This window comes from Streptomyces sp. NPDC007162 (genome assembly GCF_040634175.1).
Taxonomy (GTDB): Bacteria; Actinomycetota; Actinomycetes; order Streptomycetales; family Streptomycetaceae; genus Streptomyces.
In genome coordinates, this window is record NZ_JBEYFC010000012.1 from 1 (window position 1) to 16,724 (window position 16,724).

Annotated in this window: 15 protein-coding genes; 12 read left to right on the forward strand and 3 right to left on the reverse strand. The window is 70.8% G+C overall.

Going from position 1 to position 16,724, the window contains the following annotated elements; genetic code table 11:
* Nucleotides 1-741: SDR family NAD(P)-dependent oxidoreductase (locus ABZ646_RS02760; protein WP_360512235.1), on the forward strand; the 741-nt coding region annotated here is incomplete at its 5' end.
* A complete protein-coding gene (locus tag ABZ646_RS02765; protein ID WP_360512305.1) occupies nucleotides 738-920 on the forward strand; it encodes a hypothetical protein in 183 nt (60 codons plus the stop codon). The genes ABZ646_RS02760 and ABZ646_RS02765, both read left to right, overlap by 4 nt.
* Nucleotides 921-932: 12 nt before the next feature.
* Here the strand turns inward: ABZ646_RS02765 and ABZ646_RS02770 are convergent, their stop codons facing one another.
* Entirely contained in the window at nucleotides 933-2,126 is a 1,194-nt protein-coding gene (locus tag ABZ646_RS02770) for an RtcB family protein (protein WP_360512236.1), read from the reverse strand.
* A gap of 228 nt (nucleotides 2,127-2,354) precedes the next feature.
* Between ABZ646_RS02770 and ABZ646_RS02775 the strand changes: the two genes are divergently transcribed.
* From ABZ646_RS02775 to ABZ646_RS02785, 3 genes are all read left to right on the forward strand, one after another.
* Nucleotides 2,355-3,212, forward strand: a complete 858-nt coding sequence (locus tag ABZ646_RS02775; RefSeq protein ID WP_360512238.1) for a DUF3558 domain-containing protein — start codon at nucleotides 2,355-2,357, stop codon at nucleotides 3,210-3,212.
* A 132-nt stretch (nucleotides 3,213-3,344) separates the two neighbouring features.
* Nucleotides 3,345-4,235, forward strand: coding sequence for a DUF3558 domain-containing protein (locus tag ABZ646_RS02780; protein WP_360512240.1), 891 nt, complete (start codon nucleotides 3,345-3,347; stop codon nucleotides 4,233-4,235).
* A gap of 99 nt (nucleotides 4,236-4,334) precedes the next feature.
* Nucleotides 4,335-5,633: a DUF2637 domain-containing protein gene (locus ABZ646_RS02785; protein ID WP_360512242.1), complete on the forward strand. Its 1,299-nt coding sequence runs from the start codon at nucleotides 4,335-4,337 to the stop codon at nucleotides 5,631-5,633.
* A 72-nt stretch (nucleotides 5,634-5,705) separates the two neighbouring features.
* Here the strand turns inward: ABZ646_RS02785 and lysS are convergent, their stop codons facing one another.
* Complete coding sequence (gene lysS / locus ABZ646_RS02790) at nucleotides 5,706-7,439, reverse strand: lysine--tRNA ligase (protein ID WP_360512244.1); 1,734 nt, start codon at nucleotides 7,437-7,439, stop codon at nucleotides 5,706-5,708.
* Between the two features lie 369 nt (nucleotides 7,440-7,808).
* On the opposite strand from lysS, the gene argS reads away from it, so the two are divergent.
* Nucleotides 7,809-9,569: an arginine--tRNA ligase gene (gene argS, locus ABZ646_RS02795; RefSeq protein WP_360512246.1), complete on the forward strand. Its 1,761-nt coding sequence runs from the start codon at nucleotides 7,809-7,811 to the stop codon at nucleotides 9,567-9,569.
* A 32-nt stretch (nucleotides 9,570-9,601) separates the two neighbouring features.
* On the opposite strand, the gene ABZ646_RS02800 is transcribed toward argS, so the two are convergent.
* Nucleotides 9,602-10,042, reverse strand: coding sequence for a peptidoglycan-binding protein (locus ABZ646_RS02800; protein WP_360512248.1), 441 nt, complete (start codon nucleotides 10,040-10,042; stop codon nucleotides 9,602-9,604).
* 260 nt (nucleotides 10,043-10,302) lie between these two features.
* Here ABZ646_RS02800 and ABZ646_RS02805 point away from each other — a divergent pair, with 260 nt between their 5' ends.
* The 6 genes from ABZ646_RS02805 to ABZ646_RS02830 all read left to right on the forward strand — a co-directional run bounded on the left by ABZ646_RS02805 (nucleotide 10,303) and on the right by ABZ646_RS02830 (nucleotide 16,689).
* On the forward strand, nucleotides 10,303-11,100 hold the full coding sequence (locus ABZ646_RS02805; protein WP_360512250.1) for a peptidoglycan-binding protein: 798 nt from the start codon (nucleotides 10,303-10,305) through the stop codon (nucleotides 11,098-11,100).
* Nucleotides 11,097-11,921 (forward strand): DUF2690 domain-containing protein, encoded by an 825-nt coding sequence (locus ABZ646_RS02810; RefSeq protein WP_360512252.1) that lies wholly within the window; start codon nucleotides 11,097-11,099, stop codon nucleotides 11,919-11,921. Before ABZ646_RS02805 ends, ABZ646_RS02810 begins: the two co-directional genes overlap by 4 nt.
* Nucleotides 11,922-11,999: 78 nt before the next feature.
* Nucleotides 12,000-12,524, forward strand: a complete 525-nt coding sequence (locus tag ABZ646_RS02815; RefSeq protein ID WP_360512254.1) for a PadR family transcriptional regulator — start codon at nucleotides 12,000-12,002, stop codon at nucleotides 12,522-12,524.
* Entirely contained in the window at nucleotides 12,521-13,207 is a 687-nt protein-coding gene (locus ABZ646_RS02820) for an ABC transporter ATP-binding protein (protein WP_360512256.1), read from the forward strand. The genes ABZ646_RS02815 and ABZ646_RS02820 overlap by 4 nt, the downstream gene beginning before the upstream one ends.
* Nucleotides 13,204-15,456, forward strand: coding sequence for an FtsX-like permease family protein (locus ABZ646_RS02825; protein ID WP_360512258.1), 2,253 nt, complete (start codon nucleotides 13,204-13,206; stop codon nucleotides 15,454-15,456). Before ABZ646_RS02820 ends, ABZ646_RS02825 begins: the two co-directional genes overlap by 4 nt.
* A gap of 30 nt (nucleotides 15,457-15,486) precedes the next feature.
* Complete coding sequence (locus ABZ646_RS02830) at nucleotides 15,487-16,689, forward strand: acetylhydrolase (RefSeq protein ID WP_360512260.1); 1,203 nt, start codon at nucleotides 15,487-15,489, stop codon at nucleotides 16,687-16,689.
* Nucleotides 16,690-16,724 lie beyond the last annotated feature (35 nt).

Here is a 16,724-nt window from a genome sequence, read left to right on the forward strand (position 1 = left end):
GCGGTAGTCACCGGCGCGAGCAGCGGAATCGGTGCCGCGACCGCCCGCAGCCTCGCCGCCGCCGGCTACCGCGTCGTCCTCACCGCCCGCCGCGAGGACCGCATCGAGGCCCTGGCCAAGGAGCTCACGGAGGCGGGGCACGAGGCCACGGCCTACCCCCTGGACGTGACGGACCGCGCGGCCGTGGACGAGTTCGCCACGGCGTTCAGGACGATCGCCGTCCTCGTGAACAACGCCGGCGGCGCCCTCGGCGCCGACCCGGTGGCCACCGGCGACCCGGCCGACTGGCGCACGATGTACGAGACGAACGTCATCGGCACCCTGAACGTCACCCAGGCCCTGCTGCCCAAGCTGGAGGCCAGCGGCGACGGCACGGTGGTCGTGGTCTCCTCCACCGCGGGCCACGGCACCTACGAGGGCGGCGGTGGCTACGTCGCCGCCAAGCACGGCGCCCACGTCCTCGCCGAGACGCTGCGCCTGGAGATCGTCGGCAAGCCGGTCCGGGTCATCGAGATCGCACCGGGCATGGTCAGGACGGACGAGTTCGCACTGACCCGCTTCGGCGGCGACGAGGAGAAGGCGGCGAAGGTCTACGAAGGCGTCGCCGAACCCCTGACCGCGGACGACGTCGCCGAGACCATCGCCTGGACGGTGAGCCGCCCGAGCCACGTCAACGTGGACCTCCTGGTCCTGCGCCCCCGCGCCCAGGCCTCGAACACCAAGGTCCACCGAGAGCTGTGACTCCGGAACCCGCGCCCCCGGAGGACGCCCCCGCGAAGGCCCTGGAGAACCTGGAACAGGCCCGCCTGGCCCAGGAGACCAAGGACGAACGCCAGGTCTGGTACTTCCTGGCCTACTTCCTCTTCGGCATCCACTTCATAGCCTTCATCATGATCTACGCGGTCCGCCACGCGAAGTGACGGACCACGCGGTCAACCCTTCACGCAGACCACCTGCTTGAGCTTGGCCACGACCTCCACCAGGTCCCGCTGCTGGTCGATGACCTGGTCGATCGACTTGTAGGCGCCCGGAATCTCGTCCACGACGCCGGAGTCCTTACGGCACTCCACACCCCGGGTCTGCTCCTCCAGGTCCCTCGTCGAGAAGCGCCGCTTGGCCGCGTTGCGGCTCATGCGCCGGCCGGCTCCGTGCGAGGCGGAGTTGAAGGACAGCTCGTTACCGAGGCCCTTCACGATGTACGAGCCCGTACCCATGGACCCGGGGATGATCCCGTACTCGCCGGATCCGGCGCGGATCGCTCCCTTACGGGTCACGAGCAGGTCCATGCCTTCATACCGCTCGCGGCTCACGTAGTTGTGGTGGCAGCTCACTTCGGGTTCGAAGGTGACCCTGGCCTTCTTGAACTCCTTGCGGATCACGTCCTTGAGGAGGGCCATCATGATCGACCGGTTGTACTTCGCATATTCCTGAGCCCAGTAGAGATCGTGCTCGTAGGCCCCCATCTGCGGTGTGTCCGCGACGAAGACGGCGAGGTCGCGGTCGACAAGGCCCTGGTTGTGCGGAAGTTTCTGCGCCACGCCGATGTGGTGCTCGGCTAGTTCCTTGCCGATGTTGCGGGAACCGGAGTGCAGCATCAGCCACACAGAACCGGTCACATCTGTGCAAACTTCAACAAAGTGGTTGCCCGATCCGAGCGTTCCCATCTGCTGATGCGCCCGCCCCTCACGGAACTTGACCGCGTCCGCCACCCCGTCGAACCGCCCCCAGAACTCCCCCCACCCGGCCATGGCCAGCGCGTGGAAGTCCCCCGGTTCCACCGGATCCGCATGCATCCCCCGGCCCACCGGAATCGCCTGCTCGATCTTCGAGCGCAGCCGGGACAGGTCGCCCGGCAGGTCGTTCGCCGTGAGGGACGTCTTCACGGCCGACATGCCGCAGCCGATGTCGACGCCGACCGCCGCCGGGCACACCGCCCCGCGCATCGCGATGACCGACCCGACCGTCGCGCCCTTTCCGTAGTGGACGTCCGGCATCACCGCGAGGCCCTTGATCCACGGCAGGGTCGCGACGTTGCGCAGCTGCTGGAGCGCACCCTCCTCGACGGTCGCCGGGTCGGCCCACATCCGGATCGGCACCTTCGCGCCCGGCATCTCCACGTATGACATGACTTCCTCATTCCCCCGCGAACAACACAACAAAAAGGACGAAACGAATAAATGGATCAGAACGCAAATGCGTCGCTCAGGTCACCGAAATCGGACAAGGGACCGGCGTTCACAGCAGTGCGTGCGATACACATTGTCTCCAGGGGGCGCCCCACTGCGGCAAGCGATTAACAGGTGGGGGCACTGGTGCAGGACCGAGCGACCCAGTGAACGGAAAGGAGCCTGACCGTGCAGCGGAAGGCGTACGTAACCGGCACCGCCGCCCTTCTCGCGGCTCTGCTGGCCGGCTGCACGAGCGGTTCCAGCGGCGGGGCCGACACCACCGACAAGAACGCGGACACGGGCACCGCCACCGTCGCCGCCCAGCCGGGCAAGTACCGCACCCTGCCCGAGCCCTGCGGCGCGGTCAGCCACGACACCCTGGACTCGCTGCTCCCCGGCATCGCGCAGATCGCCGACCCGGACCAGCGCGACAAGGCGTACCAGGGCGACGCCTCCCTCACCTACGACACGGACCGCAAGGTCGGCTGCCGTTGGAAGGTCGAGTCCACCGACGCCACGGACCGGCTGTCCGTCGACTTCGAGCGCGTGGTGTCGTACGACAACGCGGTCAGCGACGACAACGAGGCGCAGACCATCTACACGCAGCTGGAGACGGCGGCGGACATCCCCGAGTCGACGCCCCCGACCGCGACGGAGTCGGAGTCCCCGTCGGACTCGACGTCCGCGTCCCCGTCGCCCTCCCCCTCCTCCTCTTCGTCCGCCTCGCCCTCGTCGTCCTCCGCAGACTCGACCGGAACGGCCGGATCGACCGGATCAGCCTCCGCGTCCGTCGCCTCCGCCGATATCCAGCCCCGCGTCCTCACCGACCTCGGCGACCAGGCCTACCTCGACGACCAGCTCAGCGGCTCCGGTTCGACGGCCGAACAGCGGACGGTGACTGTGGTGTTCCGCACGTCCAACGTCGTGGTGACCATCGAGTACGAGGAGCAGCCGATGGCCACCGGAACGGTCCCGGACAGCAAGGAAATGCAGGACAGGGCGCAGAAACTGGCCGCGCGACTGGCCGAGGCCCTCAACAGCTGACGCCCCGGACACGCCCCGCGCACCGCGCCCGCAAAGCGCGCGAACCAAAACCGCACAGCTTCCTCACCGCGTACCGTGGCCCCTCGGACCCGATCCGACCGCAGGAACCCCGAACGTATGAGTGAAGGAACCATGCAGCGAGTAGCAGTCCAGCGAGACGACCAGCGCGCCCGGAACGAACGGAACGCAGAGCGACGGGCCGGGCGCCTCCGCCGCTCCCTCGTCTGCGCGGCCGCCGTCCCCGCCGTGGCGCTGTTCGCGTCGGCCTGCTCCTCCTCCGGCTCGGACGACGCGGCGCAGGGCACCGGCGGCGGCTCGACGAACACCGCCACCGCGCCCGCCGGTGCCACGGCCGCCTCCCCGACCGTCCAGGCCGCCAAGTACCAGAAGCTGCCCGAGCCGTGCGCGGTGCTGTCGAAGCAGACGCTCACCTCGCTCGTGCCGCAGGGCGTAAAGTCGGGCAAGGAGGGCACATCGGACGATGTGGCCACGCGCGGCAGTTGCTCCTGGAGCAGCCTGGACAACAACGGCGTGAAGGGCTCCCAGTTCCGCTGGCTGAACGTCTCCTTCCTGCGCTTCGACTCGGACGCCGGCCGTGGCAGCGGCGACCAGCAGGCCGAGGCGTACTACACCAGCCAGGTGCGGGAGGCCCAGTCCGTGGCGGGCGCCAAGAACACCAAGTCGGAGCCGGTGAGCGGGGCCGGTGACCAGGCCACCGCCGTGCGCTACGACCTGAAGAAGAAGGAAGGCGCGTTCAAGCAGCAGACGGTCGTGGCACGCGTCGCGAACGTGGTCGTCACCGTCGACTACAACGGCGCGGGTCTGGCCGGCGAGAAGACACCGGACGCCGACACGCTCACGAAGGCGGCGGTGCAGGCCGCGAAGGATGCGGTGGCGTCGGTTTCGAACGCCAACGGAGCTTCTGCGCCCGCGAGTTCGCCGTCCGCGACCCCCTCGAAGGGTGCATCCGCGTCACCCTCCGCTTCCGCTTCGCCCTCCAAGTCGTCAGCCAAGAAGAGCTGACCGGCAACACGTGCGCCGTACACATGTGCCACCCTGTTGCGCGCAACAACACGCAAGGGGAGGGGAGTACGGGTGGCCGCGCCAATGCAGCTGACTCGGATGCACCGCGTTCTCATCGGTGTGGTCGTGACCGGCGCGATGATCATCGCCGGCATCGGCTTCGCCGGTTCGTACGCGGCCGTCCGTGAGCTGGCCATCAAGAAGGGCTTCGGGAACTTCGCGTATGTCTTCCCGATCGGCATCGACGCGGGTATCTGCGTCCTGCTCGCCCTGGACCTGTTGCTGACCTGGATCCGCATCCCCTTCCCGCTGCTGCGGCAGACGGCCTGGCTGCTGACCATCGCGACGATCGCCTTCAACGGCGCGGCGGCCTGGCCGGACCCGCTGGGCGTGGGCATGCACGCGGTCATCCCGATCCTGTTCGTGGTGGCCGTCGAGGCGGCCCGGCACGCGATCGGCCGGATCGCCGACATCACGGCGGACAAGCACATGGAGGGGGTCCGCCTCACCCGCTGGCTGCTCTCGCCGGTCCCCACGTTCCTGCTGTGGCGCCGCATGAAGCTGTGGGAGCTGCGCTCCTACGACCAGGTCATCAAGCTGGAGCAGGAACGTCTCGTCTACCAGGCGAGGCTCCGTTCCCGCTTCGGCCGCGCCTGGCGCCGCAAGGCCCCGGTGGAGTCCCTGATGCCCCTGCGCCTGGCCCGCTACGGCGTCCCCCTGGCGGACACCGCCCCGGAGGGCCTGGCGGCGGCAGGCATAGAGATCCCGGTACTCCTCCCGGCCCCGGCGGCGGCACCGGCCCCCGCTGCCGCCCCTGCGGCGCCGCAGGGTGAACAGCGTCCCCAGCTGGCCCCCGCGCCCGCACCCCGCGTGGAGCAGCAGCCCGCGTACAGCGGCCCGGTGCCGGACCCGGAACCGGACCCCGAGGTGAACCCCTGGCTGCACGCCAGGAACCCCCAGCAGATCGAGTACCACGGCGGCTACGACCCGACCTATGAGCCGCCCTACGAGCCGCAGTACACCGAGGAGGAGTACGCCGCCTGGCAGTACGAGCAGCAGCAGTACCAGCAGCAGCAGTACCAGCAGGAGCAGCTCGCCCAGGAGCAGCAGCCCCTCCCCGAGGAGTCGCCCTCGGAGACGACCGGCAGCTTCCCCATCCCCTCCGGTCCGGGCCGCACCCGTGAGCTGGGCGAGGGCGGCGGCACCGAGCCGACCGAGGAAGACTTCTACCTGGTCTTCAAGAAGTCGATCGACGGCGGTTACCCCAGCTCCGGCCAGTTCAGGGGCGACGTGGAGGCGACCTACGGCATCTCGCTCCCGCAGCGCGAGGCCGACCGTATGGTCAACCGCTTCACCAACCGCCACACGGCGGAACTGCAGGACGACCACATCGCGTAGGCCGCACCACGGCATGAAGAAGGGGCCCTCCCGTCCAGGAGAGCCCCTTTTTCATGCCGGATTCATGCCGGCCTACGCTCCGAGCAGGTGCCGGACCCGCTCCTGCCCGACCGCGAGCAGCAGCGTGGGCAGCCGCGGCCCGGTGTCACGCCCCACCAGCAGGTGGTACAGCAGCGCGAAGAACGAACGCTGGGCGGTCTTGATCTCCGGCGGCAGTTCCTTCGGCGTCGCGTCCGCGGAGAACCCGGCCTGGACCTTGGGCACGCCGTACACGAGGTGGGTGAGTCCGTCGAGCGACCAGTGCTCGGCGAGTCCGTCGAGCAGCAGTCGTACGGACTGCTGGGAGGCCTCGTCGAGGGACTTCAGGAGTTCGGCGTCGGGCTCCTCGCGGACGATGGTCCGCTGGTCGGCCGGCACCTGGGTGTTGATCCAGGCCTCGGCCTTGTCGAGCCGGGGCCGCACCTCCGCCAGCGAGTCCAGCGGCTGCTCCGGGTCCAGCTCGCCGAGGATGCGCAGCGCCTGGTCCTCGTGCCCGGCGGTGATGTCGGCGACGGAGGCGAGCGTCCGGTACGGCAGCGGCCTGGGCGTCCGCGGCAGCTCGCCCCCGGCGGTCCGCACGGCGCGCGAGTGCGCGGCGATGTCACCGGGCAGCGCGGTCCCCTCGGCGACCTTCGCGTCCAGCTTGTCCCACTCGTCGTAGAGCCGCTGGATCTCCTGGTCGAAGGCGATCTTGAAGGACTGGTTGGGCCGGCGGCGGGCGTAGAGCCAGCGCAGGATCTGCGGCTCCATGATCTTCAGCGCGTCGGCCGGGGTGGGCACCCCGCCCCGGGACGAGGACATCTTGGCCATGCCGCTGATGCCGACGAACGCGTACATGGGCCCGATGGGCTGCTGCCCGCCGAAGATCCCGACGATCTGGCCGCCCACCTGGAAGCTGGACCCGGGCGAGGAGTGGTCGACGCCGCTCGGCTCGAAGATCACGCCCTCGTAGGCCCAGCGCATCGGCCAGTCGACCTTCCAGACCAGCTTGCCGCGGTTGAACTCGCTGAGCCGGACGGTCTCCGAGAAACCGCACTCGGTGCAGGTGTAGGTCAGCTCGGTGGTGTCGTCGTCGTAGGCGGTGACGGTGGTCAGGTCCTTGCCGCAGCCGCCGCAGTACGGCTTGTACGGGAAGTACCCGGCGGACCCGGAGGAGCCGTCGTCCTCGGCGGCCGCGCCCGAGCCCTCCTCGGCCTCCAGCTCGGCCTCGTCGACGGCCTTCTGCTGGGGCTTCTTGCCGGTCTTCGGCTTGGTCCGGTACTGCGCGAGGATCGCGTCGATGTCACCGCGGTGCTTCATGGCGTGCAGGATCTGCTCGCGGTAGACGCCCGAGGTGTACTGCGCCGTCTGGCTGATCCCGTCGAACTCCACGCCCAGCTCGGCCAGCGACTCGGTCATCGCGGCCTTGAAGTGCTCGGCCCAGTTCGGGTACGCGGACCCCTGCGGGGCGGGCACGGAGGTGAGCGGCTTGCCGATGTGCTCGGCCCAGCTCTCGTCGACCCCGGCGATGCCGGCGGGCACCTTGCGGTACCGGTCGAAGTCGTCCCAGGAGATCAGGTGCCGGACCTGGTGCCCGCGCCGCCGGACCTCGTCGGCGACGAGGTGCGGGGTCATGACCTCGCGGAGGTTCCCGAGGTGGATCGGCCCCGACGGGGACAGCCCGGAGGCGACGACGACCGGTTTGCCCGGGGCCCGACGCTCCGACTCCTCGATGACCTCATCCGCGAAACGGGAGACCCAGTCGGTGGTCTCGGTGCTCTGAGCCACGTCGGCACGTCCTTCTTTCAGACACGGGGCAGCCGGTACGGTCGCACGGCTGGCGGTTCCATTGTCCCAGGGACCGCCCCTTCCATGAAAACGCCATAACCCAAGAGCCCCGTAAGGACCGCGAGGTTGCACCAACCGCGACCCTGTCTGCGCGCGGGGCCGTACCGACATGCGGCTCCGCCGCGCGGGCGCGACCGGCCGGCGGCGCAGCCGCCGCTGGGGGGCGCGGGGAACTGCGCGACGAGCCACGACGCACTCGCACCCGGCCGCGGCACCGAGCCCCCGCCCCGTAGCCGCAAAAACCCCTTTACCCCCCGTGAAATACTGGTCTCGTCTACCAAGCCCCCCGAGGAGAACGGCTCCCACCCCATGGCCCCGGTCACGTCCCTCAGCGACTCCGTCAACCAGCAGCTCACCGACGCCCTCGCCTCCGCCCTGCCGGAAGCCGACGCCGTCGATCCGCTGCTGCGACGCAGCGACCGGGCCGACTACCAGGCGAACGGCATCCTCGCCCTCGCCAAGAAGGCCAAGGCCAACCCCCGGGAGCTGGCCACGCAGGTCGTCTCGCACATCGTCACCGGCGCGGCCCTGATCCAGGACGTCGAGGTCTCCGGCCCCGGCTTCCTGAACATCACCCTCTCCGACCAGGCGATCACCGAGAACCTCGCCGCCCGGTACGCGGACGGCGACCGGCTCGGCGTCCCGCCGAAGGCGACCCCCGGCGTCACGGTCATCGACTACGCCCAGCCGAACGTCGCCAAGGAGATGCACGTCGGCCACCTGCGCTCCGCGGTGATCGGCGACGCCCTGCGCGGCATGCTCGACTTCACCGGCGAGCGGACGATCGGCCGGCACCACATCGGCGACTGGGGCACCCAGTTCGGCATGCTCATCCAGTACCTGATCGAGAACCCGGACCAGCTGTCCGCGGAGACCGACACGGACGGCGAGCAGGCCATGTCGAACCTGAACCGGGTCTACAAGGCGTCCCGGGCGGTCTTCGACACGGACGAGGAGTTCAAGGAGCGGGCCCGCAAGCGGGTGGTCGCCCTGCAGTCCGGCGACAAGGAGACCCTCGACCTGTGGCAGCGGTTCGTGGACGAGTCGAAGGTCTACTTCTACTCGGTCTTCGAGAAGCTGGACATGGAGGTCCGGGACGACGAGATCGTCGGCGAGTCGGCGTACAACGACGGCATGCCGGAGACCGCCCGGATCCTGGAGGAGACGGGTGTCGCGGTCCGCTCCGAGGGCGCGCTGGTCGTCTTCTTCGACGACATCCGGGGCAAGGACGACCAGCCGGTCCCGCTGATCGTGCAGAAGGCCGACGGCGGCTTCGGCTACGCGGCCTCCGACCTGACGGCGATCCGCAACCGGGTCCGGGACCTGCACGCCACGTCCCTCATCTACGTCGTGGACGTGCGGCAGTCCCTGCACTTCAAGATGGTCTTCGAGACGGCGCGGCGGGCGGGCTGGCTCACCGACGACGTCACCGCGCACAACATGGGCTACGGCACGGTGCTGGGCGCGGACGGCAAGCCCTTCAAGACGCGTGCGGGTGAGACCGTACGGCTGGAGGACCTGCTGGACGAGGCGGTGCAGCGGGCCGCCCAGGTCGTCCGGGAGAAGGCGCAGGACCTCACCGAGGACGAGATCCAGGAGCGGGCGCAGCAGGTCGGCATCGGCGCGGTGAAGTACGCCGACCTGTCGACCTCCGCCAACCGGGACTACAAGTTCGACCTGGACCAGATGGTCTCGCTGAACGGCGACACGTCCGTGTACCTCCAGTACGCGTACGCCCGGATCCAGTCGATCCTCCGCAAGGCCGGGGAGGTCCGGCCCGCCGCGCACCCGGAGCTGGAACTGCACGCGGCGGAGCGGGCGCTCGGCCTGCACGTGGACGCGTTCGGTGACACGGTCTTCGAGGCGGCGGCGGAGTACGCCCCGCACAAGCTGGCCGCGTACCTGTACCAGCTGGCCTCGCTGTACACCTCGTTCTACGACAAGTGCCCGGTCCTCAAGGCCGGCACCCCGGCCCAGGTGGAGAACCGCCTGTTCCTCTGCGACATGACGGCCCGCACCCTGCACCAGGGCATGTCCCTGCTGGGCATCCGGACGCCCGAGCGCCTCTGAGCGTCCGGATGATGGTGCGCGTGTGACGCCTGTCAGGCGGCGAAGCGCTTGAAGGCCGCGCGGGTGCCCGAGCCGGCGATGCCGTCGATGGCACCGGTGTACCCGTAGTCGGCCTTCAGCAGGCGCTGGAGCGCCTTGATCGTGTTGGTGCCGGGGTCGCCGTCGATGGCACCCGTGTAGCCCCAGTACGTGGCGAGGCAGCGCTGGAACGCCTTCCAGCTGTTGGGGCCGAGCTGACCGTCGATGCCGTCGGTGTAGCCCCAGTAGTCCGCCAGGAAGTTCTGCACGTTCTTGGCCTCGGCGGTGGTCAGCCCGAAGTTCTCGTAGGAGGCCAGGGTGGCGGCCCGCGCGCTCACCGCGGGCTGCGAGACCGGCGCGGCGAAGCTGGTGCCGGCGGTCGCCAGGGAACCGGCGGCGAGGCCGGCGACGGCGGTGACTCCGACGAGGGTCCGGGTCAGAACGTTCGGTCGCATGCGTTCCTCTTTCAGGTCGTGGTCGGCATCCGACCCGTTCGGCGAGCCGGTGCCGCCACCACGGTGCGGCCCGCCCGGCCGGCCCCGCCACGGCTGTTGGCGAAGTGGCGGCCCGCTGGGACGTCACCCTCTCTGACCTGCGCCGACGCCCTCCCATGGGACGGAGTGACGGGACGGCCGTACAGGGGTGGCCATGCTCATGCAGAATGCGTCGGAGCGAGGGCCGCTGACCACGGTTCCGGACCGCATCCGGGGGGTACATGTCGCGCTGGAAAGAACTGCCCGCTGAACTGGATCCGCGCGTGCGGCAGTTGCTGGTGCGTCTGCGCCGGCTGAAGGACCACAGCGGGCTGAGCGTACGGCAGCTCGCCGCGCGGACGGGGTACAGCGCCAGGTCGTGGGAACGGTATCTGGGCGGCCGGTCGCTGCCGCCCGCGGAGGCCGTGGAGGCACTGGCCCGGATCGGCGGGGACGACCCGACCCGCTTGCTGACCCTGCACGAGGTGGCGGCGGAGGCGTGGGAGCACGGGAAGGGCCGCGGGAGAACCGCCGTACCGGCCGCCGGACCACCGGCACCCGAGCCCGAGCCCGAGCCCGAGCGGCATCCCGCCGGTGAGATACGGCTCTCCGTGCGGACGTTGCGGATCGCGCTCGCGGCCGGGGCGGTGGCCCTGGTGCTCGCGGTGTCGACGGCCGTCCTGGTGACCTCGTGGCTCACCGGGCGCTCCGGCGCCGACGACCGGACGGCGCGGACGGCTCCGCTGGCCGCGTCGGCACCGGCCTCGACCCCCTCGTACAGCTGCCGTCTGCGGCAGGTCGACGGCGCCTGGTACGCGGGCAACAGCCGGACCCTGGACGCCACCGTGGGGTACGGCCAGTCGGGGCCGGACGTCGTGGAGGTGCAGTGTCTGCTGCGTCGGGCGGGTGTCTCGCCAGGCGGCATCGACGGCATGTTCGGCCCGCTGACGCGGGGCGCGGTGGTGCGGTTCCAGAAGCGGGCGGGGCTGATCGGCGACGGCATCGTGGGCCCGCGCACCTGGAAGGCGCTGCGGGGATGACCCCGGAGCGGACCCGGCTGGCCGCCTCGCTGAGGGAGCTGAGGGCCCGCACCGGCCTGAGCCTGGCGGCCCTGGCGACGAAGACGGCGTTCAGCAAGTCGTCCTGGGAGCGCTATCTCAACGGCAAGTCCCTGCCCCCGCGCCAGGCGGTCCAGGAACTGTGCCGACTGGCCGGCGAACCGGACGGGCGCTGCCTGGCGCTGTGGGAGATCGCGGAGTCGGAGTGGAGCGGCCGGGGCAAGGAGAAGCCTGCGCCTGCGGCCACGGGTGCGTCGCCCACCGCGGCTCCTGCCCCCGCCTCCCGTCTCGCCGGGCACCGGAGCGTCGTCGCCGTGGCGGTGCTGGCGGCGGTGTGTGCCGTGACAGTGGGCGCGGTGGCGGTGGCGGTCGCACTGCTGCGACCGGGCGCCGAGGGCGATGCGCGGGCGTCCGCGGAGGCGCCCCGGTCCCAGGATCCCGCCTCGTCCGCCCCGCGCTGCCGTGGCGCGGCCTGTGAGGGCCGGAACCCGATGGGCATGCGGTGCGCCGCCTCCCCCGTCACACTGGCCACCCGTCACACGGCCGGCGGCGCCTGGCTGGAGGTGCGCTACAGCAAGGAGTGCGGGGCGAGTTGGGCGCGGATGTGGGGGACGCGGGTCGGTGACCGGCTGGAGGTGACGGCGGACGGCCGCGTACACGGCGCCGAGATCAGGACGGCCGCCGACGTGGACGCGTTCGTGTACACCCCGATGACGGCGACCGCCCCGGGAACCACGATCCGCACCTGTTTCCGCCCCGCGGGGGACACCGAGCGGGAGTGCGTCACCTCAGTGGCGCGGTGACGCCGAGGCGCACGGAGGACCAGAAAGAACTCTCAGCAGATATACACTCAGAGTATATCCCCGGTGTATGGTCCTCGCATGAGTGTTCCTCTCACCCTGTTGGGGCTGCTGGAGCGAGAGCCGAGCCACGGCTACGACCTCAAGCGCGACTACGACACCTTCTTCAACCGCGGCAAGCCGCTGCCGTACGGGCAGGTCTACACAACGCTCGGCCGGTTGGCGCGGGACGGGAAGGTCATGGCCGGCGAGGCGGAGCCCGGGGTCGGCCCCGAGCGCAAGCGTTACGTGATCACCGAGGCCGGGGCGACGGAGTTCGAGACCTGGCTCACCGAGCCGGTGGCCCCCGAGCCCAATCTGCAGACCGTGCTGTTCACCAAGGTGGTGCTGGCCCTGATGCTCGGCCGGGACGCCCAGCAGTACCTCGACACCCAGCGGGCCGCCCACCTGCAGCGGATGCACGAACTGACCCAGCTGCGCCGCACCGGCACGCTCGTGGACGTCCTGCTCGCCGACCACGGCCTGTTCCACCTGGAGGCCGACCTGCACTGGATCGAGGTGACCGCGGCCCGGATGGACGCGCTCGCGGAGGAGGTGCGTCCATGACCGCCCTCATAGAGGCCCGCGATCTCACCCTGTCCTTCGGTGAGACCCCCGCGCTGCGCGGTGCCGACCTGGCCGTGGAGGCCGGCGAGGTGTTCGCCGTGATGGGCCCGAGCGGCTCGGGGAAGTCCACCCTGCTGCACTGTCTGGCAGGCATCCTCACCCCGGACTCCGGCGAGGTGCACTTCGACGGACGCCGCATCGACACCATGAACGAGGCGGATCGCAGCGCGCTGCGCCGCGACGTCTTCGGGTTCGTCTTCCAGTTCGGTCAGCTCGTCCCCGAGTTGACCGCCGAGGAGAACGTCGCCCTGCCGCTGCTGTTCTCCGGCCAGCGCCGGGCGGCTGCCCTCGCCGAGGCCCGGCCCTGGTTCGCCCGGCTGGGCCTGGACGGCCTGGAGCGGCGCCGCTCCGGGGAGTTGTCGGGAGGTCAGGCGCAGCGGGTGGCGCTGGCCCGCGGCCTGGTGGCCCGGCCCAAGGTGCTCTTCGCCGACGAGCCGACCGGGGCGCTGGACTCCCTGACCGGCGAGCAGGTGATGGAGCTGATGGTGGACGCGGCCCACGAGGAGGGCACCGCCGTCGTCCTGGTGACCCACGAACCCCGGGTCGCCGCGTACGCCGACCAGAAGGCCATGGTCCGGGACGGCAGGGCCAGCCTGCTCACGACCGGACGGATGGCCTCGTGATCGCCTTCGCCCTCCGCCTCGCGGTCAGTGGCGGCCGAGAGGCGCTCGCCCGGCTGGCCATGATCGCCGCCGCGGTCGCCATCGGCGTCGGGCTGTTGCTGTCGACCTTCGCCAGCATGAACGCCGTCGAGCGGACGAACCAGCGGCAGGTGTGGCTCGACACCGGCGCCGCGAGCCGTACCGAGCGGGCCTCGACGGACTCCCTGTGGTGGTGGCCGCACGGCGACTACTACGACGGGAAGTCCCTCACCGAGGTCGACGTCGCCGCGACCGGCTCGACCTCGCCCGTCCCGCCCGGCCTGACGCGCCTGCCGGCGCCGGGCGAGTACTACGCCTCACCCGCGCTGGCCAAGCTGATCCGCGCCACCCCGGCCGACCAGCTGGGCGACCGCTTCCCCGGCCGGCTCACCGGCACGATCGGCGACGCCGCTCTGGCCTCCCCGGACTCACTCATCGCCGTCATCGGCCGAACCCCCGCCCAGATCAAGGGCGCACCAGGAGCGAGAGCGGTCACCACCATCGCCACCAGCCGGCCATCCCCCTGTGACAACGCGTGCTGGGACAACGCGGTGCGCGGCGACGCACTGACCCTCATCTCCTCCGTGGTGGCCGGGGCACTGATCTTCCCGGTACTCATCTTCATCGCCACCGCGACCCGGCTGTCCGCCGCCACGCGCGAACAGCGGTACGCGGCGATGCGGCTGGTCGGCGCCACTCCCCGGCAGGTGTCGCTGCTCTCGGCGGTGGAGTCCGCGCTGGCGGCGGCCGCCGGGACGGTTGTCGGCTTCGGGCTCTATGCCGCGCTGCGCCCGCTGGTCGCCACCCTTCCGCTCACCGGGCAGCAGCGGTTCTTCCTTTCGGATCTGACGCTCAGCGCCCCGCAGGTCCTCGGCGTCATCGTCGGCGTGCCGGTGGCGGCGGCGATCGCGGCACGCCTCGCCCTGCGCCGGGTCACCATCTCCCCGCTCGGCGTGACCCGCCGGGTGACCCCGCGCCCGCCACGTGCCTGGCGGCTGATCCCGCTGCTGGCCGGCCTGGCCGAACTGGCGTACTTCGTCTTCGTCGGCCGTCGCCCGGCGACCGGGAACGGCCAGACGGCGGCCTACCTCCCCGGCTTCCTGGTGGTGATGCTGGGCCTGGTGATCGCCGGGCCGTGGCTGACCATGACCGCTGCCCGGGTCGTCGCCCGGCGCACCCGACGCCCGGCCGCCCTGATCGCGGTGCGCCGGCTCGCCGACGACCCGAAGGCCGGCTTCCGCGCGGTCAGCGGCCTCGTCCTGGCCCTGTTCGTGACCACCGCGACCGTCAGCATCATCGGCACCATCAACGACTACCGCGGCACGCTGGGCGGCGACCGGCAGACCCGGACGGTGGTGGAGGCCGGCGGTGATGGTGAGGCGCCGCTGGCCGGGGCCATTCCGACACGGCTGCTCACCGAGGTACGGGCGATCCCGGGCGTGCGGGGGGTAGCCGTCGTCCACGCGAACCCCGACGGTGTGGGCAAGGTGGTGCACCGGACAGTCCACCCAGGCGATCCGCCCCCGGAGGCGCCGGCCCTGGTGACCTGCTCCGACCTGGCGGGGACTCCCATGGTGGGCCGCTGCCCGGCCGGAGCGAGCGTCACGGCCGTCGACTTCTACGCGTTCGTCAGCCTGCAATCGCATCCGAGCTTGCCGTGGCCCGCCGCCGCGATCAGCACCGCAGCCGTCGCCAAGCTGCCCGTACAACTGGTCTACGTGGCCACCGACGGGTCGACAGCCGCCATGGAACGCGTACGGACGCTGCTCACCACCGCCTATCCGCACCACCAGGCCCAAACAGTGGGCGACTGGGGCACCGACTTGCAGCAAGAGCTGGCCGGTTGGCGGCAACTGGCCGACGTGGTGCTGCTGACCACCCTGCCGATCGCAGGCTGCAGCCTGGCGGTGAGCGTGGTGGCGGGCCTGTCGGATCGCCGACGCCCGTTCGCACTGCTGCGGCTCACCGGTGCGCCGCTGGGAGTGCTGCAACGGGTGATCGGCCTGGAGAGCACACTGCCACTGCTGGCCGTGGCCGCGATCTCGATCGGTACGGCCTTCGCCGCCTCTGCCCTGTTCCTGAAATCGCAGATGCGCTACGACCTGGTGTCCCCGGGCGCGGCGTACTACGCACTCGTCACTCTCGGCCTCGTCGCCTCGCTGGGCATCATCGCCTCGACTCTCCCCCTGCTCAGACGCGTCACCGGCCCAGAGACCGCCCGCAACGGCTGACACGCCAGAAACCCGGACTCGGGAGGATTCATGACCATCACGGCGTCCAACAGCCGACCACCAATGACGCGCCGGCGCATGCTCCGGGCGGCGCTGACCGCTGGAATCGGGACGGCCGTGCCGCTCGGCCTCGCGTCCCACGCGTGGGCGGCTCCGACCGCCTCCGGCCCGGCGCGACTCACCCTGCCTCCGCCCACCGGGCCTCATCCGGTGGGCACGGTGCCGCTCCACCTCGTCGACACCTCACGCCCGGATCCCGTGGCCGGCCCGGGGCGTCACCGCGAGTTGATGGCCAGCGTCTGGTACCCCGCCCGCAGGGCGGTGGACCTGCCGCGCGCCCCCTGGATGACCGAGGGCGCGTTACGGGCGTTCCTGACAGACTCCGGCTTCCCCCTCGACCCCGCCATCGGCCCACTCACCGCCGGGCACGTGGGTGCTCCCGTGCATCGCATGGGCCACCGCCTGCCCGTCATCGTGTACTCGCACGGTTCGGGCAGCCACCGCGGCGACCACACCGTCATGGTCCAGGAACTCGCCAGCCACGGGTATGTGGTGGTCACCGTCGACCACACCTACGACACGTTCACCGAGTTCCCCGACGGCCAAGTGGTCACCCCGGGCGACGTCCCGATGTTCCCGAGGGACTTCGCGGCGGACCTCCGGTTCCTGCTCGACTGCGTGGAGGGGGTCGCAGCCGGCCGCAACCCCGACGTCGACGACAAGCCACTGCCCCAGGGTTTGCTCGGCGCCCTCGACCCCCGGCGCATCGGCGCGTTCGGCTGGTCGAAGGGTGGCACCGCCACCGCACTCACCATGCTCGCCGACCGGCGCGTCCGAGCCGGACTCAGCATCGACGGCCCGATGCAGCCGACCATCACCACCGATCTGGACCGGCCGTTCATGATGATGACCGCCGTGTTCACCCGGGCCGCCATGCCGGACGTCGCCGAGTTCTGGACGCACCTTCGCGGCTGGCGGCTCGACATCCAGGCCGACGGGGCCGTCCACAACTCATACGGCGACAACGCGACGCTGATCCCGCAGGCGGGCAAGATCCTCTGCATGACCGACCAGCAGATCCAGGACTGGATCGGCACCCTCGACCCGGTCCGGTCGGTACGGATCCAACAGGCCTATCCGCCGGCCTTCTTCGACCTGCACCTGCGCCACCGCGGGAGGCATCTCCTCGACGGCCCGAGCGCGGCCTTCCCAGAGGTGAAGTTCCTTCCATGAGGCGTGCGCCACCAGGTGCCGGGCCGACCAACTGG